Genomic DNA, 22,811 nt, shown 5'->3' with positions numbered 1-22,811 from the left:
CGTTTGCAATCACCCCGCCAGCGGGTTGTTCTCGATCACGATAACTTCGTCATCGCTTTCACCCGAACGGTTTTGCACGCGCGGTTTGTCGAGGCTCGCCAGCACTGGCTTATCGCGGCCGTAGATGTCCTTGAACTCGCGAAGATTGCCGTCAATATCCACACCCATCGTGAAATAGGTGATGTAGGCATTCATCTTATTCTCGATCATCACCTTGGTGTATTCACCGCTAGTCGCGATGGCGACGGCTTCATCCTTGGTTGCGCCTTTGCCAAGGATCGCCATGGTGATCGCCAGCTCAAGTGCCCGCTCTGTGCGGATACAGCCATGCGAAAGCGCACGCATATTGTTGTTGAACAGGTGGCGCGATGGCGTGTCGTGGAAGAAGATCGCGTGGCGGTTGGGCATCTCTAGCTTCATCCGGCCCAGCGAATTGGTCGGGCCCGGTTGCTGGACAACGCTGATCCAGCCGCTGTCGTGCCGGGTCGCCTTATAGCCCTTTGACCGCGCCCAAGCGGGATTGTTCAATACACGCTCGCCCAAACCTTCGCCTTTGACGATGGATTGGGGGACGGTCCAAGTGGGGTTAAAGACAACGCCTGAAACCACCTCGGCCAATTGCGGGGTCGCGGTGCGGCCCGGCTTCCCGACCACTGTGCGGTACGTGCTGATGATCTTGTCAGCGACCGTCAGACGCAGCTGAAATTCTGGCACATTGGTGATCAGATATTGCTTACCCAAATCACGGGCGAGCCAGCGCCAGCGGTCCATATTTGCGCGGATGAGCTTGCGCTTGGAGGTTTCCTCCAGCGGGATTTCCGCCAGTTCTGCACGCAGAGCCGCATAATCGGGGTGGGCCGGATTGAGGCTTGCCAGCGTGCCTTTGACATCGCCCGTTTGCAGCGCCTCGGTCAACAGGTCGCGGGTGCGAAAGAGGTCGCGGTCTGGGTCGACCACAAACCACTGAACCCGTGCATCCATCGGCGTGCGCCCATCGCGAAGATCTTCGACGAGCCAAACAAAGCTTTGCGATGCCAGCTTGTCGAGCGTCTCGGAGGGGCCCTGCGCCTGTAGCTCTTTAATCGCGGCCAAGTTGTAATCAGCAGGATCAAGGCCTTCCGCGCCGATCCCCTCAATAACTTCAACAAGCGCGTTCAGATTATCCGGCAGCCAGTTTCGCACCAACGGTCCCGGAGCAGCGAGGTCGGCCCCTTCCGCACCCTGCACCAGCGGCTCTGAAACCATCGCGGGGAAGGCTTCATCGAAATTCGCACCGCGTTCGACCTGCGCATCAGCAGAGCCTTGTGCATCCTCAGATCCGCTGTCCTGCGCCAAAGCGCTCGTGGCCAGGGCTCCCGCGCCGACCAAGAAACTTGCAAAAATACCAAACCGTTTGTGCATGTCGTCCACCCAATACCGCTTGCTCGCCGAAATCTCGTCAAATGCCTGCAAGGTCAGCCCTAAAATTGCCCTTCAAAGGTAAATATACCGTTTTTTCCGTGTCGCTATCAACCATAAGAGTTTTCTCAGGGCTGAATTGGCTTGTAAAACTTGTGCATGATCATGGGTGACGCAGAGGCACAGGGGCAGTAGGGCGCATTATCATGAACCGGCCCGCCCCCTCATCTCCGCTGCTTCCCGTCCTCGCAGCGCTTGCGGGCGTGGGTTTCCTGTCGATCATGGACGCCTTTATGAAAGAGGCCGCGCTTGCAACCGGCACCTACACGGCGACCGTTTTGCGCTCATGCATTGGCTTTGCGATCATTGCCCCGTTTTGGCTGTGGAAATGGCAGGGTTGGCCTTCGCGCACAGCCCTAAAGCTGCATCTGGAGCGCGGCGTGATTAGCATGTTTATGGCGCTCTCCTTCTTTTATTCGATCACCAAATTGCCTTTGGCCGAAGCCATTGCAATCAGCTTTATCGCGCCGCTCATCGCGCTGTACCTGGCGAGGGCTTTGCTGGGCGAGGTGATACAGCCCGCTGCGATTTTCGCCAGTATTCTGGGCTTTGCAGGCACTATTGTCATCGTCAGCGGTAAAATGGGTCAGGGCGATTTTGACGAGGATGCGATGCTGGGCATTGCGGCAGTTTTGTTCTCCGCCGTTCTGTACGCCTACAATTTCATCGTCATCCGCAAGCAATCCCAGGCCGCCGGGCCCATCGAAATCGCCACTTTTCACAGCGGGGTGGGCGCGGTGATCCTTGGTGTGTTTGCACCGTTCTTTGCAGGCCCCTTGGCGGGCGAGGCTATCATGCCGCTGATTGCTGCGGGCGGGTTGACCGTAGTGGGCGCGATGGCGCTTGCATGGGCCTATGCGCGCGCCGAAGCACAGGCGCTGGTGCCGATTGAATATTCCGGATTTTTGTGGGCGAGCGTTCTGGGGTGGCTGTTCTTCCAAGAGGAGGTGACAGTGCCGACATTGGCGGGGACGGGACTAATTGTGACCGGATGCTGGTTGGCGGCGCGCAAAGGGAAAACTGCCAAAGCTGTGCCAATGCAGCCTCAACCTTGACCTGACGCGTCCCTCTGCCCAGATCAGGTTCCTAACAATCAAGGGATTACACGCCATGACCGCCACCGGTAAAGACAGCCTCTCCGCCCGCTCCACCCTCGACGTCGGCGGCAAGTCCTACGCCTATTATTCGCTGGCGAAAGCGGCTGAGCAGCTGGGCGATGTGTCGAAATTGCCAATTTCGATGAAAGTGCTCTTGGAGAATATGCTGCGCTTTGAAGATGGCGGCTTCACCGTAGGGCGCGAAGATATCCAGGGCATCATCGACTGGCAAAACAACCCTGTCACTGGCGAGGAGATTCAATACCGCCCGGCGCGCGTGCTGCTGCAAGATTTCACCGGCGTCCCTTGCGTGGTGGATTTGGCGGCGATGCGCGATGCGATCAAGAAACTGGGAGGCGACACAGCCAAAATCAATCCGCAGGTGCCGGTTGACCTTGTGATTGACCACTCCGTCATGGTGGATGAATTTGGCCACCCCAAAGCGATGGAAGCCAATATGGCGCTCGAGTATGAGCGCAATGCAGAGCGGTATGATTTTCTCAAATGGGGCGCGGAAAGCTTCGAGAATTTCTCCGCCGTCCCTCCCGGCACTGGCATCTGCCATCAGGTGAACCTTGAATATATCGGGCGCGGCGTGTGGTCGAGCGAGGATGCGAATGGCGAACTGGTCGCTTACCCCGACACCTGCGTTGGCACTGACAGCCACACCACCATGATCAACGGGCTCGGCGTTCTTGGCTGGGGCGTTGGCGGGATTGAGGCGGAGGCCGCCATGCTCGGCCAGCCGATTTCCATGCTGGTGCCTGAAGTGGTCGGCTTTAAGCTGACGGGCACAATGGCAGAAGGCGTGACAGCAACAGATCTCGTGCTCACCTGCGTCCAGATGCTGCGCGAAGTGGGCGTGGTGGGGAGTTTCGTCGAGTTTTACGGAGAGGGCGTTGCGGGTCTCACCCTCGCCGACCGCGCAACGATTGCCAATATGGCGCCAGAATACGGCGCGACCTGCGGCTTTTTCGGGATCGACCACAAGACCACCGACTACATGCGTTTGACCGGACGCCCGGAGGAGCAAATCGCTTTGGTCGAAGCCTATGCCAAGCAGCAGGGCATGTGGTTTGATCCCGCAAATGAGCCGGTGTTCTCAAACACGCTTGAATTGGATGTGGGCAGCGTTGTGCCAAGCTTAGCAGGACCAAAACGCCCGCAAGACCGCGTGACCCTGCCGATGGTCGATGAGCTGTTCAACGAAGACTTGGCGAAAGTGTACAAGAAAACGGAGCCTGCCCGCGTGGATGTGGCCGATACCGAGCACGATATTGGCGACGGCGATGTCGTGATTGCGGCGATTACCAGCTGCACCAACACCTCCAACCCCGATGTTCTTATCGCAGCGGGGCTGGTCGCGAGGAAAGCCAATGAACGCGGCATGCGGCCAAAACCCTGGGTGAAAACTTCGCTTGCGCCGGGCAGCCAGGTGGTGACCGATTACCTCGTAAAATCCGGGCTTCAGGATGATCTGGACGCGGTGGGCTTTGACCTCGTCGGCTATGGCTGCACCACCTGTATCGGCAATTCTGGCCCGCTTGCACCGCCGATCAGCCAAGCGATCAATGGCAATGATATTGTCGCTGCATCGGTCCTTTCCGGAAACCGCAATTTCGAAGGCCGAGTGAGCCCCGATGTGCGCGCCAATTTCTTGGCGAGCCCTCCCTTAGTGGTCGCCTATGCGCTCAAAGGAACCGTAACCGAAGACATCACCGAAACCCCGCTTGGCCAAGACCAAGACGGGAACGATGTGATGCTTGCTGACCTATGGCCCTCCAATGCCGAAATCGCTGAGCACAGGGCGGCCAATATCGACCGCTCCATGTTCGTGGACCGTTATGCCAACGTCTTTGATGGCGATGAGCACTGGCAGGCGATAACGGTTGAGCCTTCCGACACTTACCAATGGCGCGCAGGCTCCACCTACATAGCCAATCCGCCTTACTTTGAAGGCATGGAGATGACGCCTTCGCCCATCACCGATATCGTGGATGCCAAAACGCTCGCGATCCTTGGGGATTCAGTGACCACCGATCACATCTCCCCTGCGGGCGCGATCAAGGAAGACAGTCCCGCAGGCGCCTATCTCAAGGGCAACCAGATCGCGAAGAAGGACTTCAATTCCTATGGTTCACGCCGGGGCAATCACGATGTGATGATGCGCGGCACCTTTGCCAATATCCGTATCAAAAACGAGATGGTCCCCGGCGTTGAAGGCGGCGAGACCACATACAATGGCGAGCGCATGCCGATCTATGATGCTGCCATGCGTCACAAAGAGGACGGCACGCAGCTTATCGTAGTGGGCGGGAAGGAATACGGCACCGGCTCCAGCCGCGACTGGGCGGCCAAGGGCACCATTTTGCTGGGCGTACGGGCGGTTATAGTCGAAAGTTATGAGCGCATACACCGCTCCAATCTTGTCGGCATGGGCGTCCTTCCGCTGCAATTCAAAGAGGGCGACACGCGTTTGTCACTGAGCCTTAATGCTGATTGCACATTTTCGATTTCGGGCCTTGCTGACTTGGGGCCGGGACAAGATGTCGAAGTCAAAGCGCGCCGCGGTGATGGTTCAACCTTCACATTCACCGCACTTTGCCGTATAGATACAGAGAACGAGATGGAGTATTACCGCCACGGCGGCATTCTTCATTATGTTTTGAGAAAGCTCGCTGCGTAAAGGAAACAGGCTCAACCCATGCTGAAAAGCGTCACCTTCGCCGCATTGGCCGCGCTGGCAATCACAGCTTGCGCGCCTGGTGGCGGTGATGGCGAAGACAGCCCCTCCAACGCGCCATTTGGTTATGAGTTTGCCCAATCGGATCAGAAGCATCCGCCCAAAGGCGGCTAAATCGGCACCGTGCTGTTGGACGCCGCCGAATGAGGTTGCCCGAAACTTACGCATACTCCTCGCCGCACATAAAGCACTGGCGCCGCGTCTTGTGAAAGGGTTTTAGCGGCTGAGTTCAGACACAAGGTTCATACACAAGGAAGCAGTGCCGATATGCATCAAAGCCGAGACTTCACTCATAGCGTCCGGTGCGCATTTGGACGATCCTGTATGGATTGTGCGCTTGCAACACTGTAGCGTACTATACATCCACAAGTTCAATCAGGGGGAACTTTTACAATGCTTATCACCACAACGATGGCCGCTACCTTGTTTTTCGCGGTTCAGTCTTCGCCAGTGGAAACCAGCGGTGAATCGCCTGAAACACAAAGCACATCCGCCGAAGACGACAACAAGCGCGAATGCCGCCGCGTTGCTCTAATCGGCACACGCATGAAGAAAAAGTTTGTGCAACGCGCAAAGAATGGCGCGAAATGGCGCGGGAATCGCGCAAGACGACTGAAGACATGCAGCGCCGCGGTCAGGCGCCAGGAAGCGGGATTGGCGGCTAAGCCAGGCCTAAATGCGCCTTGGCCCATTTGACTTTGAGCTAGGACGGCTTTTCCAGTTCAGGAGGCCGCTCTTTTCGTTTGCGCATTGCGTTCAGCTTGACTGACCTGCATTTGATCGACTGGCGGTGGCGCATGGCTCGGCGTGAGCCTAACCTCAATATACCGACATCAAGGGGGAATAGCCAAATGATCGTATCTGGGACAATCGTATCTGCGACACTCGCCGGCGCTTTGCTGCTTTCAGTCCAGGCCGCGCCGGTTGCGACCAATGTTGCTCCGGTAGAAGCGGAAGCGGCAGGTGGCGACAATCAGCGCGTCTGCAAGCGAGTTGCCGTAATTGGCTCTCGCATGAAGAAAAAGGTCTGCGCAACACGCGGCGAATGGCGAACATTGGCCGAGGAATCGCGCTATAAAGCAGCAGAGCTACAGCGCCGCGGACAAGTCCCGGGCGAGATCCCCCGGCACTTAGGGCCCAGCATTTTTGGGGCCCGGCATTGAATGGCTCCACAAACAATCCATTGCCCAAAGAAAAAGGGCGGCTCCCGCTTAGGAAGCCGCCCTTTTTTTTGCCGCCCCGCTTGGGGTTTGAAGCCTTAAACTTCTGCTCCCTCATCGCCTTTGGCCGCCTTGGTGCCAAAGGCCCTGCGAGTGAGGATCGCACCGGCTGCAAGGCCAAACAGGATCATCATTGGCGGTGCCGGAACGTCGTTTCCGCCGCTGGTGCCATCGCCGCTTCCGCCGCTCGAACTTGATGTTGAGGTGCTGGAGCTTGTGCTGGTCGACGAAGACCCGGAAGTCGAAGTCGAGGTGGTGCTGCCGCCTGTGCTGGTCGAGGTCGAGGAGCCAGTCGAACCGCCTGAAGAGGTGCTTGTTGCGCCGCCCGATGTGCTGCTGCTCGAGGAAGACGAACCTGAGCTTGAGGACGAAGAGCTTCCGCCAAAGCTGCTTGAGCCGCCTGAGGTGCTGCTGCTCGAAGAAGACGAACCCGAGCTTGAGGAGGAAGAGCTTCCACCGGAGCCGCCGCCGGAACTGCCATTATCGCCGCCCGATGAAGAGCTGCTGCTGGAAGACGAGCCTGAGCTTGAGGACGATGAACTGCCGCCAAAGCTGCTTGAGCCGCCTGAGCTTGCACCGCCTGAAGAAGACGAGGACGAACTCGATGATGAGCTCGATGACGATGAGCTGGTTGAGCTGCTGAAATTGCCAGAGCTGCCGCCGCTTGTCGCCCCGCCAGAACTTGCACCGCCTGATGACGATGAGCTGCTGGAAGATGAGCTTGATGAGGACGAGGAGCTTGAGCTGCCCGATCCGCCTGAGCTTGCACCGCCTGAAGTGGCGCCGCCAGAACTGGCTCCACCTGATGAGCTCGAAGATGAGCTGGAGCTGCTACTGGAAGATGAGCTTGATGAAGACGAACCGCCGCCCGTGCTGGTGCTCGAAACATTGCCAGACGTGCTGGAGATGTTGCCCGAGGTAGACGTCGATGTGCTCGATACCTTGCCCGAAGTGGTCGAGGTGCTGGACACATTGCCAGAGGTCGAACTTGTGCTCGATACATTGCCCGAGGTCGTGCTCGAAGAAACATTACCCGAACTCGTGCTCGAAGATACGTTTCCAGACGTCGTGCTTGAAGAGACGTTGCCTGAGGTGCTTGAAGAGACGTTGCCTGACGTGCTCGAAGCCACATTGCCCGAGGTACTGCTTGAGACATTACCGGACGTGCTCGAAGAGACGTTGCCAGAGGTACTCGAAGAGAAGTTGCCCGAAGTGCTGCTGGTAAAGTTGCCAGACGACACATCGCCCGACGTGCTGGAAACATTGCCCGAAGTGCTGCTGGTGAAGTTGCCAGACGACACATCGCCCGAGGTGCTGGAAACGTTGCCCGACGTGCTGCTTGAGACGTTGCCCGATGTAGTGGTCGTGGTCGTCGTTGTGGTCGTGCTGCCACTTGTGCCCGCACCAGAGGAACCGCCGGTGCTCGACACATCGCCCGATGAGCTGGAGCCGCCCGTGCTGCTGCCACCTGTAGAGGTGCTCGTGCTGCCACCGCTGGTAGTGCCGCCGCTGGTGCTGCCATCGCTGGTGGTGCCGCCGGTAGACGTGCTGCCGCCGCTCGTGCTGGAGGATACATCGCCTGATGAACCGCCAGATCCGCCTGAAGTGGTCGTTGTCGTGGTCACATTGCCAGAGGAGATGCCTCCTCCACCGCCGCCGCCGCCAAAGAAGCCGCCGAAGAAGCCTCCCCCAAAGCCGCCGCCAAATCCAACGCCGCCGCCAACGGAGATCGGGCCAGCAAAGCCGCCGCCGCCGCGGATCGGCGGAAGTGGTGGGAGCGGCGCAGGTGCATAAGCGACCTGCGCGATCGGTGCACATTCTGCATCGTCAAAATAGGCTTCAACTGCGCCAGCAGGAAGCGGGGCGGTTCCGGCAACCGCATCGCGACGACCTGCGCCAAATGGACCGTAAGGACCAGGCACCGGCTCACACTCAATCGTACGCTCAACAATACGCCGGCGGCGATCAGGCTCCACTTGTGGAAGCGGAGGAAGCTCGCGGGCACGGTCTGTTTTCACATAGCGCGGTTCGCCCACGCGCTGTGTCTTGACGTAACGCGGCTCACCGATGGGCTGAGCGATCGGGAGCGCTTTTGTGTCCACCAGCTGACCTTTCGCGTCTGACGCGAAGCGCGGCTGGTCGGTGTTCATAGGCTCGGCCATCCGAACCGCCCCACCTTGCAGAAGCGCAACTCCAGCGGCCGTTGCCGCGAGCTTAGCTGATACCATTTTGATCGACATAAATTCGAACCTTGCATGTAATGGCTGAGCACGGCCGGTCCGCACTTTCACCAATTCCTATGCTGTGATGGGATTGAAATCGGGTTGACCGCAATGGGGTTAACCATGTTCAAAGCGCATTCGGCGGCTCAAAGACGGCAGAATCGGGTGATTTCAGGTCCTCTGTCCCGTTTTGAGACCAAAACGAGCCGTTTGGTTAGCTATTTTCGTCGAACAGACCGGATTGTTTGGCGTTGTTAGTCAGAATCGGTTTGGCCATTTCCAAGTGATTCCATCCCGCATCATTAAGCATCCGTCCGCGTTCTGTTCGCGCTATCAGCCCCAATTGGATGAGGTAGGGTTCGATCACTTCCTCGACCGTATCGCGTTGTTCCGCGAGCCCTGCGGTAAGGGCTGATGCGCCCACGGGTCCGCCCTTGTAAGTCGTTGCAATCATGGTGAGATAGCGCCTGTCCATCGCATCAAGCCCCAGCCGGTCGATCTCAAGCCGGGTGAGCGCATTGTCAGCGATTGGGCGTGTCACGGTGTCTTGGCCAGCGACCTGCGCAAAGTCGCGCACCCGCCTGAGCAGCCGGCCTGCCACCCGGGGCGTCCCGCGCGAGCGCCGAGCGATCTCACGCGCGCCTTCGGGGTCGATGTTCAGACCAAGCAAGTTAGCCGCCCGGGTAACCACCAGATCAAGCTCATCATGGCTGTAAAACTGAAGCCGTATGGGAATGCCGAAACGGTCCCTCAAAGGCGTTGTGAGCAGGCCTTGGCGGGTTGTCGCGCCGATGAGCGTAAACGGCGGCAAGTCGATGCGAACACTGCGCGCGCTAGGGCCTTCGCCAATGATGATATCGAGCGCGCGGTCCTCCATCGCGGGATAGAGAACTTCCTCCACCACTGGGCTCAAACGGTGGATTTCGTCGATAAACAGGACATCATGCGGTTCAAGGTTTGTGAGGAGCGCTGCAAGGTCGCCTGCCTTGGCGATAACAGGTCCGGACGTGGCTCTGAAACCTACACCCAGTTCGCCCGCGACAATTTGAGCAAGGGTGGTTTTTCCCAGCCCCGGCGGCCCATGGAACAGCGTATGATCCATCGCCTCCCCGCGGGCCTTTGCGCTGGCGATAAACACCGAGAGGTTGTCCTTGGCCCCCTCCTGACCGATGAATTCGGCGAGGCGTTTGGGGCGCAGAGCCGTGTCCGGATCGCCGGGCTGGTTTTCACCTGAATGGATGGGTGGGTCAGTGTCGGTCATGCCAAAACTCTCTCGTCACCCTGAACTTGTTTCAGGGTCCATCGCACGGCACACTGCGGAATATGAAGCGCGTCATCGAACCTTGCACCTACCTCATGGCAAGCGGTTTTCGCGGAACGATCTACACAGGCGTGACCTCTGACCTGATGGCACGGATTGCGCAGCACAGGAGTGGCACGTTCGAGGGCTTCACCAAGCGCTATAACGCCAAAGTGCTCGTCCATTTCGAGATGTTTGGCACAATGGACCAAGCGATCACCCGTGAAAAGCAGATCAAAAACTGGCGGCGACAATGGAAGATCAATTTGATCGAAGAAGCGAACCCTAGATGGCGGGACTTGGCTTGTGAATTGGGCTTTGCGCCTTTGTCGCGGAGTAGCGCTGGTGATGGATCCTGAAACAAGTTCAGGATGACGAGGTTTAAATGCCGTGGTCTCGCCTGAGTGGATGGGTGGGTCAGTGTCGGTCATTGACCCTCGTCCTTGGCGATGCATTCCGTCGGACCACGATAACTTGTCACAAAAACTCCGCCTTGCTCCTCGCACGCTTTCTGCCGGTCAGAATTGGACAGAATGCCCAACGAACCGATGATCACAAAAACGATCGTACCAATCAGCCAGAGCATTGGAGCGCTCGGACCGTTGCTTTCTTCTTCGGGATCAATCTGCATATCAAACAACCCCATCAAGCTGACAAATGGATGCTGAAACGAGTTCAGCATGACGAGGTTTTAACTCAGGCTCGTCACCCTGAACTTGTTTCAGGGTGCATTTCGCGTCACGCTCCGAGCCATGCCCATTGAGCGAAACCCATGCGCCTACATCCTCGCGAGCTAGCCTTATGGGACGCTGTATGTCGGCGTCACCAGCGACCTCATCAAACGGCTTTGCCAGCACCGTGAGGGCGCCGTCGAGGGCTTCACTTCGAGACACAAAGTCTACCGTCTCGTTCGATATGAGATGTTTGGCGACATGCCCTCCGCGATCACCCGCGAGAAGCAGATCAAAAACTGGCGGCGACAATGGAAGATCAATTTGATCGAGAGCGAGAACCCCGATTGGCATGACGTAGCCGTCAGGCTCGGTTTGCCTGCGCTGGAACTGAGTGGGAGGCAGGATGGATCCTGAAACAAGTTCAGGATGACGGGTGGTAGAGGTCACTCCCATCACCCAGCCGCCTTCTTGAGCGCCACGCGAATAAGATCGCCCTCTGACGCGCCCTCGCCCAATTCCTCCAGCGCCCGCGCCACCGCTTGCGCTGCAATCGCAGGTTTAAACCCAAGGTTCTCCAACGCGCTTATCGCATCGGCGCTCGCCCCGCCTTTAGGAGCCGCGCCTGACATCGCCGCCCCGGCAACGCCGCCGCCCGGAAGCGCGCCTGCTTTATCCTTAAGCTCATTGACGATCCGCCCGGCAAGCTTTGGCCCCACGCCATTGGCCCGCGCCACGCTCGCCGCATCACCCGCCGCACACGCATCGCGCAGTTCGCCGGTGGAGAGCGCGGATAGGATTGCTAGGCCCACTTTGGAGCCTACGCCTTGAACCTGTGTCAAGAGGCGGAACCAATCGCGCTCTGCACTTTCGGCAAAGCCAAGCAGGCGCATATCGTTCTCGGAGACCTGCATATCGGTGTGGATAGTGCAGCCCTCGCCCACCTCTCCCAAAGCCGACAGCGTGCGCGCTGAGCAATGGACGAGATAGCCCACACCCTGAACATCAACGATGGCCCAATCTTCCCCTGCGGAGTCCAGCCTGCCCGATAGCTTTGCAATCATGGTTTGTTCTTGAAGGAAACGTGCGACAGATACCAGCCCGCAATTGGAGATATCGTCATTGCGAGCGCAGCGAAGCAATCCAGTCCAGCGCCATGTGGATTGCCGCGTCGCCTGCGGCTCCTCGCAATGACGAAAAAGTCTGCCGTTCATCTTCCTATTGAGTCGCGCGGGCGCACTCCCAATGGACAAACTCCAAACTTTGCGCAAAAGCGCTTGCCCATGAGTTACAACACCTTCGGGCGGGTCTTCCGCTTTACCACTTGGGGCGAAAGCCACGGGCCGGCACTTGGCGCGGTGATTGATGGGTGCCCGCCGGGTATTGCGCTCACCGAAGCTGACATACAGCCCTTTCTCGACGCGCGCCGTCCGGGCCAGAGCAAGTATACCACCCAGCGCCAAGAGGCCGATCAGGTGCGCATTCTTTCCGGCGTATTCACCAATGATGAGGGCGTACAGGTTACCACCGGCACCCCGATCCATCTGATGATCGAGAACACCGATCAACGCTCCAAAGACTATTCAGAGATCGCCAAGAGCTATCGCCCGGGGCACGCCGACTACACCTATGACGCCAAATACGGCATTCGCGATTATCGCGGCGGTGGCCGCTCCAGCGCGCGCGAGACTGCGGCGCGGGTCGCGGCGGGCGCGGTGGCGCGTAAGGTCATTCCCGAGGTTACGATCAAGGCCTTCGTGTGCGAAATCGGCGGCGACAAAATCGACCGCGATGCGATCATGATGGACAACATCGACAAGAACCCCTTCTTCTGCCCCGACACCTGGGCCGCAGAGCGCTGGGAAGAATTGGTCGATAATGCACGCAAATCGGGCTCGTCTTTGGGCTCGGTTGTCGAATGCGTGGCCGACGGGGTTCCCGCCGGATGGGGCGCACCGATTTACGCCAAATTGGACAGCGAGCTTGCAGCTGCGATGATGACGATCAACGCGACCAAGGGCGTGGAGATCGGAGACGGCTTTGAGGCGGCGCGCCTCACCGGTGAGCAGAACGCCGATGCGATGCGGCCCGCGCCGGAGGGCTCAAACAACAAAGGCCCGGTTTACGAAAGCAACCACGCAGGCGGCACCGCCGGAGGCATCTCAACCGGACAGCCTGTGGTGTGCCGCGTGGCGTTCAAGCCCACCTCATCAATCCTCACCCCGGTGAATTCGATCACGTCTGACGGTGAGGCAACTCAAGTCCGCACAAAAGGCCGCCACGACCCCTGCGTCGGCATCAGGGGCGCTCCGGTGGTCGAGGCGATGATGGCGCTGGTGCTGGCGGATCAAAAGCTGCTTCACCGGGCGCAGGTGGGGTAAACCGCGGAAGTATGGTGATGGATCATCAGTGGAGAACTATTGCGCCCGCGTGGACGCGTCGTCTGCTAAGCTTGTTTTTGATTACAGTCGCCCTGTCTGGTTGTGAGATCCGAGAAACTGACACCTGCGATGGGACTGGTAGGCTCAACCTAATTGTTGGCTCGAACACGTATCATGTGGCTGACGACAATCTCGTGAACATCGGTTTTTGGAACCAGATTCAACCAAAATCGATCCTGAAGCCACAGGGTTATGAGCAGCCTAACTATTGTCGTTCAAAGCGCATGGGCAAAGGTCCGGTATATGTTCAAGATTTTGCGGTTCAGTTGGGTGGCCCGAATGGTCTTCTTCTCAAAATTCTCTCAACCCATGGGTTGATTGATGAATTGGTACCGAAATGGCCGACCGTTCGCTCCGATACACTTGAGTCAATCACTTATGCCAAGGGCGAACGAGTTAAGCATCGGTTTCGTCTACCCATCAATTTTAGGTTGAAAGATGGTAATGTGATTGAGGGGTCAGTGCACTGCTTGCCGTCACCGAACCCGGACGATGATCAAGAAAACCCGTTCCTCACAGTCTGCCGAATCAACCTTCCGTTGGAGGACGGAAATCTGTTGGAAGTGCACACAGGGGGAGTGCGCGCAGATTCGCCCGACCAGATGAGTGGGGAGATACTTGAGGGCCTCAAGTATGCGGAAGAACTCCAGGAGTTAAGCGCGAAAGTCTTTGCATCCGGCCCTTGGCCATAGACGAGCCACTTAGCCCCTTGCGCTGCGTCCCATTTTCGGTGAGAGCATGGGGAGACATGAACACCTCTCAAGTTACCGAAAAAAAGCGGATCGACCCAGACAACCCCCGCGATCTCGCGCGAAAGCTGGCGCGGTTCCGTACGCCGCGCATCAGCCGCAGCATTTGGGAAGTGGTCTCCACTTTTCTGCCATTTGCCGGGCTTATGACCATCATGCTGTTCGCGGTCGAGGCGGGGTATTACGCCGCTTTCGTGCTGACGCCGCTTGCCGGGATGCTGTTGCTGCGCCTGTTTATCATCCAGCACGATTGCAGCCACGGATCCTTCTTCAAAAGCAAGGCAACCAACAAATGGCTGGGCCGGACGCTGGGCATTTTGACGCTTACGCCTTACGATTGTTGGCAGCGCAGTCACGAGCTGCACCATGCGAGCACGGGCAATCTGGACGCGCGCGGATTTGGCGATGTGGACACTTTGACGGTGCGCGAATACCGCGCCAAGGGGCGCATGGGGCGAGCATGGTACCGGCTCTATCGCCATCCGCTTTTCCTGATGGGCCTTGGGCCTGCCTACCTTTTCCTTTTGCGCCACCGTTTGCCCATCGGCCTGATGAAGGCGGGCTGGATTTATTGGATCAGCGCGCTTTTGACCAATGCCGTGACGGGCGGGCTTTTGGTGGTGCTGGGCCTGCTATTTGGTGCATCGGTCACCGCGATGGTGTTCTTGCCCGTTCTGCTCACTGCGGCGTCGGTCGGAGTGTGGCTGTTTTATGTGCAGCACCAGTTTGAAGACACATCCTGGGACAGACGCGAGGATTGGTCTTATCATGCCTCGGCATTGGAGAGCAGCTCCTACCTCCATCTGCCTGCGGTCATGAACTGGTTCACCGGCAATATTGCGATCCACCATATTCACCATCTGGTGAGCCGTATTCCCTTCTACCGCCTCCCCGCTGCACTAAAGGCGCACCCTGAACTTGCCGAGTACAACCGCGTCGGCATACGCGATGCCTTTGGCACGATGTGGCTCGCGCTATGGGACGAAGATGCTCGCAAGCTCGTGACTTTCCGCGAGGCGAAACGCTCCATTGCTTAAGCGCGATCAGGGGAGCACGAAGGCGCAATGAAGATCATCCTCACCGGTTCCTCGGGCCGTATTGGCCGGGCGATCTTTGGAGCGCTTGCGGGCGGGCATGAGGTTATCGGGGTCGACACCCGCGTCTTCGCCACAACGCAGGTGACAGGCGATTGCACCGATGGGGCGCTTATCCGGCCGCTTCTCGAAGGGGCTGATGCGGTGATCCATACAGGCGGTCCGCATGCGCCTCATGTGGGTGAGACACCGGATGAGGAATTCACCCGCGTCAATACCCAGGGCACTGCCGAGCTCTACAAATGGGCTTTGGCCGCCGGGGCCTCTCGGTTCCTCTACACCTCCACCACCGCCCTTTATGGAAACGCCATCGCAAAAGGCGTCTGCACATGGGTGGACGAAGAGACCGCCCCGTCCCCAAAAAGCATCTACCACCGTTCAAAGCTTGCAGGCGAAGAACGGTTGGAAGAGCTGGCGACTTCCGCTTTGCCTGTGCGCGTGCTTCGCATGTCACGGTGCTTTCCTGAGAGCGCTAAGCTGATGGCCGGTTACCGTTTGCACCGGGGCATTGACGCGCGCGATGTGGGAGAGGGGCACGCCTGCGCTCTCGCCTATGATGGCTCTGTATTTGAGCGCTTCATCCTGTCTGGCGCTGTGCCTTTCACCCGCGAGGATTGCGACGGCCTTGCGAGCGATGCACCCGCCGTCATCTGCGAGCGGGCGCCCTTGTTGGCCGACAGCTTTGCAAAGCGCGGCTGGGACTTGCCGCGCACGATAGACCGGGTCTATGATGCAGGCGCGGCTCAGGCCAAACTCGGCTGGCAGAGCCGCTGGGGATGGGAAGAGGTTTTGGCGCAGGCTGATCGCTGCGATCTCGAAGTGCTTGGCCCCGGGATCAATACCGCTGCCAAGGCGGAGTGAACCGACCGGCTGCCAAATGTGCTTCGCTGACCGACCGACCTAGAAAAATCGTAAAAACACGAAAATTCAAAAAGGTTACAATGCTTTTTTCGATTGCCATGATCGGAAGTCTCAACTTTTATCCAGAAAAAATTACGCTATCTAAGTCTCAGCGGGTCCCTTTACCCGTTTAGAGACATCCGGCAGCCCCACCCTCTCTCGCCGGCATGTTTCGAAAGCCTGATGCAAGCCAAAAATTGCATCGTATAGAACCGGAGGCCAGCGAGCTTCGCCTCCCCCTCCCCCCTAGCGGGGCCCGCGGCTTCCGGTTCCCTTTTTTGAAATATTGGCTCAGATGGCCGGTTCGCCGCTCTGCTAGTATTTGGGCCTATCTGACAGCGTCTTGATCCGCGTTTCCCAAGCACAATCAATTGAGATCGGATTTTGCAATCAATCTCGCCAGATTATTCGATTGGACCGGCAGAGGCATGTCGATCATCAAGTGCGAGACCCTGCTGCTTCCCCGCGATTCTGGCAGGAGACAATTTTTTCGAGGAGAACACGACAATGGATGCGAAGACCGGAGATATCAGCGGCTGCCCTTTTAACGGCGACGGTGGCACCCGCACACTGCTTGGCCGCCAGAACAAGGATTGGTGGCCAGAGGCGACCGATCTCGGCCTGCTGACCGAGCAAGGCAAATCCGCCAACCCTTATGGCGAAGATTTCGACTATGTCGCAGCGTTCAACGCGATTGATTACAGCGCTCTGAAAGCGGATCTCACCGCTTTGATGACCGACGATCAGGACTGGTGGCCAGCGGATTATGGGCACTACGGCCCGTTTTTTATCCGCATGGCATGGCACGCAGCAGGCACCTACCGGACAGGCGATGGCCGCGGCGGCGCCGGTTCAGGGCAACAGCGTTTCGCTCCGCTCAACAGCTGGCCGGACAACGGCAACCTCGACAAGGCGCGCCGTCTTCTGTGGCCGATCAAGCAGAAGTACGGCAAAGGCATCAGCTGGGCTGATCTTTACATTCTTGCTGGCAATGTCGCGATTGAAAGCATGGGCGGACCTGTTTTTGGCTTCGCTGGCGGACGCGCGGACGTGTTCGAGCCGGAGATGGTGTACTGGGGCACAGAGGAACAATGGGTGGATGACGGCGCAGAAACCCGGATCATTCCCGATGAAGGCAAAGCGCTCGAGAACCCGCTTGCTGCGATTCAGATGGGCCTGATCTATGTCAATCCAGAAGGCCCTGGCGGCAATCCTGATCCGCTGGAATCGGCGCGCGACATGCGCGAAACCTTCGCCCGCATGGCGATGAATGACGAGGAAACCGTCGCCCTTACCGCTGGTGGTCATGCCTTTGGTAAAGCGCACGGCGCGCAGCCATCCGACACCTTCGGCGGCGCTCCTGAAAGCGAAGCTTTGCATCTTCAAGGCTTTGGCTGGCTGAACGATGAAGAGGAAATCGGAAAAGGGCACATCACAACCTCGGGCATTGAGGGTTCGTGGTCGAACAACCCCACATCGTGGAGCCACGATTATTTCCGCCTTCTGTTCAAATATGATTTTGAACTGACACACAGCCCGGCTGGCGCACAGCAATGGACCCCGATCAACCCTGATCCGGAGGATCTGGCACCTGACGCGCGTGATCCCTCGAAGAAGGTTCCAACCATGATGACGACCGCCGATATGGCGCTCAAAATGGACCCGGATTATCGCAAAATCTCTGAGCGTTTTCTTGAGAACCCTCAAGCTCTTGATGACGCATTCGCGCGCGCATGGTTCAAACTGTGCCACCGCGATATGGGTCCAAAGGTCCGCTATCAAGGGCCGGAGGTGCCTTCCGAAGACCTGATCTGGCAGGACCCTGTGCCTTCTGGCACCGCGCCATCAGACGGTGATGCGAGCGCGTTCAAATCGGCCATCTTGGGCAGCGGCCTTTCAGTTAGCGAGCTTGTTAAAGCAGCCTGGGCGAGCGGCGGAACCTACCGCAATTCGGACCACCGTGGTGGTACAGATGGCGCGCGTGTGCGTCTGGCCCCGCAAAAGGATTGGGCGGCGAATGATCCGGAAGAATTGAGCAAAGTTCTCGCCAAGATCGACGAACTGCGCGGCGACATCTCGGTGGCTGATGCAATTGTGCTGGCTGGTAACGCTGCAGTCGAAAAGGCGGCAAGCGATGCTGGCTTCTCTGTGAGCGTACCGTTCACCGGCGGGCGCGGCGATGCGACCGATGAGATGACCGATGCCGAGAGCTTTGAACCGCTCGAGCCATTTGCCGATGGTTTCCGCAACTATCTCAAGACCAAAGCGAATGTGAAAACTGAGGATTTGTTGATCGACAAGGCGCACCTTCTGGGCCTTTCCCTGCCGGAGCTTACCGTTTTGGTCGGCGGTTTGCGGGTGCTCGGCGCGAATAGCGGCAACCGTCCGCATGGTGTTTTGACCGACCGCGTCGGACAGCTCACCCCTGACTTTTTCACCAACCTTCTCGACATGGGCAACAAATGGGCTCCGGTCGAAGGTTCAGGCGATGAAGAATATGTGGCCACAAGCCGGGCAACTGGCGAAGAAAAGTACCGCGCAAGCCGAACAGACCTCATCTTCGGCTCCAACTCACAGCTTCGCGCACAAGCCGAAGTCTATGCCGAAAGCGGAAACGAAGAGAAGTTCGTGAACGACTTCGTAGCCGCCTTCACCAAGGTGATGAATGCAGGCCGCTTCTAAGCCTGGCTAAAACCCGGCTCGCCCCGGCGAGCGGTAAGAATTGAAAACCCCCGGTGAGGAAACTCGCCGGGGGTTTTTCATGAAGGTGGCGTTTTTTTGGGTTTGCAGCCAGAAGGCTCTTATGGACGCTGTATCAGAATTGAACTCATACTCTCCCCAAGCCCGCAAGGTTGCAGGGGCGGTCGCCGCCGTCGCTTTTACGGCACTGTGCGTGCAGCCATTCCTTGGCGAATATGGCTATCTTGAAAACACCGGCTTTCTGCTGCGCTTCTTCACGATTTGGGGAAACATCGGTGCCTGCACCGTGCTCGCCGCGATTGCACTGGGCAAAACTCCTTCCAAAAGCGCCATGGCGGCCCTGGCGACGATGCTCACGGTGATCGGTGCGGTCTATTGGGCAGCGCTTGCCCACCTCCATCACCCGGTTGGCCTCGACCGGATCACAAACCAGTCGCACCATACCTTTGTGCCCATCGCCTTTGTACTGTTCTGGCTGCGCTACACACCGCGTGCGGCCTCGACCATAAAACTGATCCCGGGCATCATGGTGCCGCCGCTCGCCTATGGAGCCTTCGCCTTGATCTTGGGTCAGATCACCGGTTTCTACGCCTATTTTTTTACAGACCTCAGCCAATTGGGATGGACCCAATACCTCATCAACAACGCGGTCCTTTCGGTCTTTTTTGCAGCGTTTGGCGCAGCTTTGGTGACGATCAAGAACTGGCTTCAGTCGGTGCTAAGCGAAAAGCTAGAGCCAGCCAGCGGCCTTTAGCTCAGCAACCTGAGCGCGCGACACCGGTGCCTCCAAACCGCCAGGCAGCACCAAGCGCACATTGCGGCCCTCACGCCTAATGTCCTCAACAGCGAGGCGCGCCACCCACCAGCTGCGGTGAACTTGGCGCCCTTCGATATCGGCAACGTGAACCATTGCATCGCGCAGGCGCATCAGGACCATCTCTGATCCCAGCGACGTGTGCACGCGGACATAGTGGTCCTCCATCTCCAAAGCGATCACATCGCTGCCCAAAGCCGGGGGAAGCTGATCGAGAAGCGGGTTGGACTTGGCCAATGTTGACGCGGGAACAGGCGTTGACGCAGGAACAGGTTGAGGCGCTGGGGGCGCAGCCGATTCCAGCTCAGCCGCCTCGGGCACCACCGGCGCGGCTATTGGCGCTTTTTTGCGCAGGCTAAGGACATTGAACAAAAGTGTCACCGCGCCGCCTACGACAAAGACGTAAAAATAGCTGGTGAGCGCCACATCCAGACCCGGCCAGAAAAACGGCCCCCGCACATTCCCGATGCTAAGCACGGCCCATGTCATCGGCACCGATGAAATCATCGCTGCTGCGAGCCAAAGGCCGATACGCGGCAGATGGAGCGTACGCTCCCCCCAAGCGACCAGCGGCTCCATCGGACGATAGCAGGCATAGCCAATATAAGCGAAAAGCAGCCAGCTGGAGAGGCGATAGGCCAGCGGCATATTGATCGTACCAAACGGCCCCAGCACGCCGAGAAACAGCCCGATCCCGGTCATGATCGCAAGGTCGCTCAAAATCCCGCGCCAAAAGGCGGCTTTGCCGGAAAGCTGCGATGTGCCTGCCATTTCGCCTGAAGTTTCAGTCATCCTATGCATCAAACTGCCTGCCCAATCGCGCTTCGTAAAGTGGCAAAGCGCAGAAATCCGGGCTCTGTATGTACATCTGGCGTAAGGTCTGAGCCTCTAGCGCATGGCTTCTTGCTGGCGAACGGGCACGGGTCATTGTGGGTCTCAACGAAAGCACACCCACTGGAAAGGCCCGCTATGACAACTGCCACTCTTCCCAATCCTCTCGCTGCATTCAGTCAGCTCAACAAGCCCAAAGGCGTGATGCAATTGGGTTTGATCACGCGGGCAGCAGTCCTGTTTGCGGGCACCACCATGAGCGCAGTGTGCATCCTTGCCATCATGCGAGCGCTGCTTGGGTTCGCCCCTGACCTGCCGCATTTGGGTAACGCCGCCGTCGCCTTCCATGTTGCGACCGTCATCCCATGTGTGCCGCTGGGTCTCTATCTCCTGCTCGCCCCGAAAGGCACTGCGATGCACAAGGCGCTGGGCAAGCTTTGGATTGCTCTGATGGTGATCACCGCGACCTCAACGCTGTTCATCCATGAAGGCATGGCGCTGTCCTGGATCCATATCTTTGTGCCTATGACTTACCGCGCCGCTTGGATTATCATCAGCAGCGCACGCAAAGGCGATATCAAGCGGCACAAGGCTGAGATCGTGAGCCTCTTCCTTGGCGCTCTCATGATCCCCGGCATCTTTGCGATCATCCTTCCGGGCCGCCTGATGAATGTGATGCTGTTTGGGTAAGGCCGCGCCGCTAACGCTTGAGCACGAGATAAAGCGCGCCCTCTCCGCCATGCCGGATGTGGGCGCGCCGCACGGCTGCTATGGCGTCCGCATGGCGGCTTACCGCGAGCCAGTCGAGAAGCTTTGCCCGGATAGCGCCGCGTTTTGAACCACGGTCAGCGGGGTCCACTGGACGCTCCCGCCCCGCAATCACCAGCACCACCCGCGCGCCCATCATGCGCGCTTGATCAAGGCCGCTCATGATACGGTCATAGGCGCTGTCGAGGTTATGATCATGGAGGTCGAGCGTGTAGTCCGGTGTAATTTGCCCCGATTTGAGCTTGCGGTTCCAGCTGCCATCAAGCTGATTGCCGCCCATGGGCCGTTTTGGCGGAGGCGGTGAATTGGCGCGCATCAGGGGGCGTTTGGCGACAGGCTGCGGTTTGGGCGCAGTTTTGGACACAGCTTTGGGTGGGCGCTTTGCAGGAGCCTCCAAAGCTTCCTTTAACAAAGGCGCTTTCTTGCCGGGCATCGGCGTCACACTTGATGCAAGCCGCGCCCAAGCGCGCTGCTCGGGCTCGGAAAGACCGCCGGGATATCTCATGGGTGCAGGCTCATGAATGTAGGCTCATCGCCGCTGGTTGAGGCGTGCAACTGTCCCTTTGGGCAGCAGTAGGAGCGCAGAGCCGCGCCCGCTCATCCCGCCTGCAATCCGGCGTGCCTCCTCGCCAGCGCCCCAGAACGTGTCGAACCGGTTGGCGCCTTTGATTGCGCCGCCTGTATCCTGCGCGATCCAGAGCCCGTCGGCCTCATTGCGGTCAAGGTCAAGCCACACCGGCGCGCCCAGCGGCACAAAGGCGGGGTCGGCGGCAACAGACGTCTCGCTCCTCACCGGAACGCCCAGCGCGCCCAAGGGGCCATCACCGGTCAGCTCGCGAAAGAAAATCCAGCTCTTGTTGAGACGCATCAGGTCGCGCCCATCGCTCGGGTTTTCCCGGATGTACGCCATAATCCCTTGCATGGAGCCGGGATACTGACCGGGGCCATCGCCCAAAAGCCCGCGTTCGCGCATAACCCCGCCAATGCCGGTGTAGCCGCGCCCGTTTTGCCCGGCGTATCCGATGCGGATCACATCACCTTCCGGGGTACGAAGGCGGCCCGAGCCCTGAATTTGCAGGAAGAAAAACTCCACCGGATCGGCTGCATAAGCAATCACAGGAACGCGGCCTTCCAATGCCCCCTCTTCGATTTCGGCACGTTCGTAATAGGGCACAAAGTCGCCATTGGGCAGTTCGCGGCCCAATGGCGCTCGCCCGGTGCGTTCGGCTTCGGGCGTGCTCTGCGGCCAGCCGCGCTTCAAATCATCAGGCATGGCGTATACCGGCACGTCAAAGCCGGGACGCCTGCTGCGTGATCCAGCGATTTCAGGCTCGAAATATCCGGTGGCGAATGCCTCACCATTGCCGATGCGGGCGGTTTCAAAATGGGTTTGAAAAAAGCGCGGGGCGTCGCGCAAAGGCCAGTTTGCGGCTGCCTCGCATGCGGGGCGCCAATCGGTGTTGTACGAAAGGCCGCTTTTGTCGTCGCGGCGAAGGAGCTGCGGACAGCTTTCGATAAATCCGGCAAGAGCCGTGCCCGCATCATCCTGGCCGATCCCAAGTGCGCCGACGCTGGGGCCGCGCACGACGCCGGAAAGCGCCGCGCTTGCAGCGGCGGTGACAGGCGGCGGTGTTGGCAAATCGGCGCGCGGCGTATTGGCTTCGGGCACAAGGCGCAGGCAACCGCTCAAAAGGACCATCGAGGCAAGCGCTGCTATACCCGCGCCAATCGAGCGCGGTGCATGTCTGCGGGTTTGCGGTCCCTCAAGCCGGATCGCGTGGTCGGTTAAAGAGTGCCTGCTCA

Annotated in this window: 22 protein-coding genes; 15 read left to right on the top strand and 7 right to left on the bottom strand. The window is 58.6% G+C overall.

Features of this window, described 5'->3' with window-relative positions; all coding sequences use genetic code 11:
- Positions 1-9: 9 nt before the first annotated feature.
- Complete coding sequence (locus tag AC0V60_RS15930) at positions 10-1,452, bottom strand: L,D-transpeptidase family protein (protein WP_486179396.1); 1,443 nt, start codon at positions 1,450-1,452, stop codon at positions 10-12.
- 152 nt (positions 1,453-1,604) lie between these two features.
- On the opposite strand from AC0V60_RS15930, the gene AC0V60_RS15925 reads away from it, so the two are divergent.
- From AC0V60_RS15925 to AC0V60_RS15900, 6 genes are all read left to right on the top strand, one after another.
- The gene (locus AC0V60_RS15925; protein ID WP_486179395.1) at positions 1,605-2,513 is read left to right on the top strand and encodes a DMT family transporter; all 909 of its coding nucleotides are present in this window, start codon (positions 1,605-1,607) and stop codon (positions 2,511-2,513) included.
- A 55-nt stretch (positions 2,514-2,568) separates the two neighbouring features.
- Positions 2,569-5,241 (top strand): aconitate hydratase AcnA, encoded by a 2,673-nt coding sequence (gene acnA, locus AC0V60_RS15920; protein WP_486179394.1) that lies wholly within the window; start codon positions 2,569-2,571, stop codon positions 5,239-5,241.
- Positions 5,242-5,259: 18 nt separating this feature from the next.
- On the top strand, positions 5,260-5,412 hold the full coding sequence (locus AC0V60_RS15915; RefSeq protein WP_486179393.1) for a hypothetical protein: 153 nt from the start codon (positions 5,260-5,262) through the stop codon (positions 5,410-5,412).
- Positions 5,413-5,691: 279 nt separating this feature from the next.
- A complete protein-coding gene (locus AC0V60_RS15910) occupies positions 5,692-5,994 on the top strand; it encodes a hypothetical protein (protein ID WP_486179392.1) in 303 nt (100 codons plus the stop codon).
- A gap of 155 nt (positions 5,995-6,149) precedes the next feature.
- Positions 6,150-6,461: a hypothetical protein gene (locus AC0V60_RS15905; protein ID WP_486179391.1), complete on the top strand. Its 312-nt coding sequence runs from the start codon at positions 6,150-6,152 to the stop codon at positions 6,459-6,461.
- A 150-nt stretch (positions 6,462-6,611) separates the two neighbouring features.
- Positions 6,612-8,312: a hypothetical protein gene (locus tag AC0V60_RS15900; RefSeq protein WP_486179390.1), complete on the top strand. Its 1,701-nt coding sequence runs from the start codon at positions 6,612-6,614 to the stop codon at positions 8,310-8,312.
- 642 nt (positions 8,313-8,954) lie between these two features.
- Here the strand turns inward: AC0V60_RS15900 and ruvB are convergent.
- A complete protein-coding gene (gene ruvB, locus AC0V60_RS15895) occupies positions 8,955-10,001 on the bottom strand; it encodes a Holliday junction branch migration DNA helicase RuvB (RefSeq protein ID WP_486179389.1) in 1,047 nt (348 codons plus the stop codon).
- Between the two features lie 62 nt (positions 10,002-10,063).
- Here ruvB and AC0V60_RS15890 point away from each other — a divergent pair, with 62 nt between their 5' ends.
- Positions 10,064-10,399, top strand: coding sequence for a GIY-YIG nuclease family protein (locus tag AC0V60_RS15890; RefSeq protein ID WP_486179388.1), 336 nt, complete (start codon positions 10,064-10,066; stop codon positions 10,397-10,399).
- Between the two features lie 68 nt (positions 10,400-10,467).
- Here AC0V60_RS15890 and AC0V60_RS15885 read toward each other — a convergent pair whose 3' ends face one another.
- Positions 10,468-10,671, bottom strand: coding sequence for a hypothetical protein (locus AC0V60_RS15885; RefSeq protein ID WP_486179387.1), 204 nt, complete (start codon positions 10,669-10,671; stop codon positions 10,468-10,470).
- 178 nt (positions 10,672-10,849) lie between these two features.
- On the opposite strand from AC0V60_RS15885, the gene AC0V60_RS15880 reads away from it, so the two are divergent.
- A complete protein-coding gene (locus AC0V60_RS15880) occupies positions 10,850-11,128 on the top strand; it encodes a GIY-YIG nuclease family protein (RefSeq protein WP_486179521.1) in 279 nt (92 codons plus the stop codon).
- Between the two features lie 38 nt (positions 11,129-11,166).
- Here AC0V60_RS15880 and ruvA read toward each other — a convergent pair whose 3' ends face one another.
- The gene (gene ruvA / locus AC0V60_RS15875; RefSeq protein WP_486179520.1) at positions 11,167-11,775 is read right to left on the bottom strand and encodes a Holliday junction branch migration protein RuvA; all 609 of its coding nucleotides are present in this window, start codon (positions 11,773-11,775) and stop codon (positions 11,167-11,169) included.
- Positions 11,776-11,994: 219 nt separating this feature from the next.
- Here ruvA and aroC point away from each other — a divergent pair, with 219 nt between their 5' ends.
- The 6 genes from aroC to AC0V60_RS15845 all read left to right on the top strand — a co-directional run bounded on the left by aroC (position 11,995) and on the right by AC0V60_RS15845 (position 19,349).
- Positions 11,995-13,092, top strand: coding sequence for a chorismate synthase (aroC, locus tag AC0V60_RS15870; RefSeq protein WP_486179386.1), 1,098 nt, complete (start codon positions 11,995-11,997; stop codon positions 13,090-13,092).
- Between the two features lie 176 nt (positions 13,093-13,268).
- A complete protein-coding gene (locus AC0V60_RS15865) occupies positions 13,269-13,844 on the top strand; it encodes a hypothetical protein (RefSeq protein WP_486179385.1) in 576 nt (191 codons plus the stop codon).
- A gap of 56 nt (positions 13,845-13,900) precedes the next feature.
- Positions 13,901-14,938: a fatty acid desaturase gene (locus AC0V60_RS15860; RefSeq protein ID WP_486179384.1), complete on the top strand. Its 1,038-nt coding sequence runs from the start codon at positions 13,901-13,903 to the stop codon at positions 14,936-14,938.
- 27 nt (positions 14,939-14,965) lie between these two features.
- A complete protein-coding gene (locus AC0V60_RS15855) occupies positions 14,966-15,856 on the top strand; it encodes an NAD-dependent epimerase/dehydratase family protein (protein ID WP_486179383.1) in 891 nt (296 codons plus the stop codon).
- Between the two features lie 546 nt (positions 15,857-16,402).
- Positions 16,403-18,577: a catalase/peroxidase HPI gene (gene katG / locus AC0V60_RS15850; RefSeq protein WP_486179382.1), complete on the top strand. Its 2,175-nt coding sequence runs from the start codon at positions 16,403-16,405 to the stop codon at positions 18,575-18,577.
- A 121-nt stretch (positions 18,578-18,698) separates the two neighbouring features.
- On the top strand, positions 18,699-19,349 hold the full coding sequence (locus tag AC0V60_RS15845; protein ID WP_486179381.1) for a Pr6Pr family membrane protein: 651 nt from the start codon (positions 18,699-18,701) through the stop codon (positions 19,347-19,349).
- On the opposite strand, the gene AC0V60_RS15840 is transcribed toward AC0V60_RS15845, so the two are convergent.
- Positions 19,326-20,201 (bottom strand): LytTR family DNA-binding domain-containing protein, encoded by an 876-nt coding sequence (locus AC0V60_RS15840; protein WP_486179380.1) that lies wholly within the window; start codon positions 20,199-20,201, stop codon positions 19,326-19,328. The genes AC0V60_RS15845 and AC0V60_RS15840 overlap by 24 nt on opposite strands.
- Positions 20,202-20,378: 177 nt before the next feature.
- Here AC0V60_RS15840 and AC0V60_RS15835 point away from each other — a divergent pair, with 177 nt between their 5' ends.
- Positions 20,379-20,930: a DUF2306 domain-containing protein gene (locus AC0V60_RS15835; RefSeq protein WP_486179379.1), complete on the top strand. Its 552-nt coding sequence runs from the start codon at positions 20,379-20,381 to the stop codon at positions 20,928-20,930.
- A gap of 10 nt (positions 20,931-20,940) precedes the next feature.
- Here the strand turns inward: AC0V60_RS15835 and AC0V60_RS15830 are convergent, their stop codons facing one another.
- Together AC0V60_RS15830 and mltA are read right to left on the bottom strand one after the other, a co-directional pair.
- The gene (locus AC0V60_RS15830) at positions 20,941-21,513 is read right to left on the bottom strand and encodes a Smr/MutS family protein (RefSeq protein WP_486179378.1); all 573 of its coding nucleotides are present in this window, start codon (positions 21,511-21,513) and stop codon (positions 20,941-20,943) included.
- Positions 21,514-21,537: 24 nt separating this feature from the next.
- Positions 21,538-22,707, bottom strand: coding sequence for a murein transglycosylase A (mltA, locus tag AC0V60_RS15825; protein ID WP_486179519.1), 1,170 nt, complete (start codon positions 22,705-22,707; stop codon positions 21,538-21,540).
- Between the last annotated feature and the right edge of the window lie 104 nt (positions 22,708-22,811).

This window comes from Erythrobacter sp. S259 (genome assembly GCF_057364965.1).
Note: the sequence above shows the minus strand (reverse complement) of the source record. Positions and strands in the feature narration are given on the sequence as shown.

What these genes read in the sequence shown, in the direction of transcription:
- AC0V60_RS15925 (WP_486179395.1), top strand. Translation starts at nt 1,605, where the DNA reads ATGAACCGGCCCGCCCCCTCATCTCCGCTGCTTCCCGTCCTCGCAGCG.
- acnA (WP_486179394.1), top strand. Translation starts at nt 2,569, where the DNA reads ATGACCGCCACCGGTAAAGACAGCCTCTCCGCCCGCTCCACCCTCGAC.
- AC0V60_RS15915 (WP_486179393.1), top strand. Translation starts at nt 5,260, where the DNA reads ATGCTGAAAAGCGTCACCTTCGCCGCATTGGCCGCGCTGGCAATCACA.
- AC0V60_RS15910 (WP_486179392.1), top strand. Translation starts at nt 5,692, where the DNA reads ATGCTTATCACCACAACGATGGCCGCTACCTTGTTTTTCGCGGTTCAG.
- AC0V60_RS15905 (WP_486179391.1), top strand. Translation starts at nt 6,150, where the DNA reads ATGATCGTATCTGGGACAATCGTATCTGCGACACTCGCCGGCGCTTTG.
- ruvB (WP_486179389.1), bottom strand. Translation starts at nt 10,001, where the DNA reads ATGACCGACACTGACCCACCCATCCATTCAGGTGAAAACCAGCCCGGC.
- AC0V60_RS15890 (WP_486179388.1), top strand. Translation starts at nt 10,064, where the DNA reads ATGAAGCGCGTCATCGAACCTTGCACCTACCTCATGGCAAGCGGTTTT.
- AC0V60_RS15885 (WP_486179387.1), bottom strand. Translation starts at nt 10,671, where the DNA reads ATGCAGATTGATCCCGAAGAAGAAAGCAACGGTCCGAGCGCTCCAATG.
- ruvA (WP_486179520.1), bottom strand. Translation starts at nt 11,775, where the DNA reads ATGATTGCAAAGCTATCGGGCAGGCTGGACTCCGCAGGGGAAGATTGG.
- aroC (WP_486179386.1), top strand. Translation starts at nt 11,995, where the DNA reads ATGAGTTACAACACCTTCGGGCGGGTCTTCCGCTTTACCACTTGGGGC.
- AC0V60_RS15860 (WP_486179384.1), top strand. Translation starts at nt 13,901, where the DNA reads ATGAACACCTCTCAAGTTACCGAAAAAAAGCGGATCGACCCAGACAAC.
- AC0V60_RS15855 (WP_486179383.1), top strand. Translation starts at nt 14,966, where the DNA reads ATGAAGATCATCCTCACCGGTTCCTCGGGCCGTATTGGCCGGGCGATC.
- katG (WP_486179382.1), top strand. Translation starts at nt 16,403, where the DNA reads ATGGATGCGAAGACCGGAGATATCAGCGGCTGCCCTTTTAACGGCGAC.
- AC0V60_RS15845 (WP_486179381.1), top strand. Translation starts at nt 18,699, where the DNA reads ATGGACGCTGTATCAGAATTGAACTCATACTCTCCCCAAGCCCGCAAG.
- AC0V60_RS15840 (WP_486179380.1), bottom strand. Translation starts at nt 20,201, where the DNA reads ATGACTGAAACTTCAGGCGAAATGGCAGGCACATCGCAGCTTTCCGGC.
- AC0V60_RS15835 (WP_486179379.1), top strand. Translation starts at nt 20,379, where the DNA reads ATGACAACTGCCACTCTTCCCAATCCTCTCGCTGCATTCAGTCAGCTC.
- AC0V60_RS15830 (WP_486179378.1), bottom strand. Translation starts at nt 21,513, where the DNA reads ATGAGATATCCCGGCGGTCTTTCCGAGCCCGAGCAGCGCGCTTGGGCG.
- mltA (WP_486179519.1), bottom strand. Translation starts at nt 22,707, where the DNA reads ATGGTCCTTTTGAGCGGTTGCCTGCGCCTTGTGCCCGAAGCCAATACG.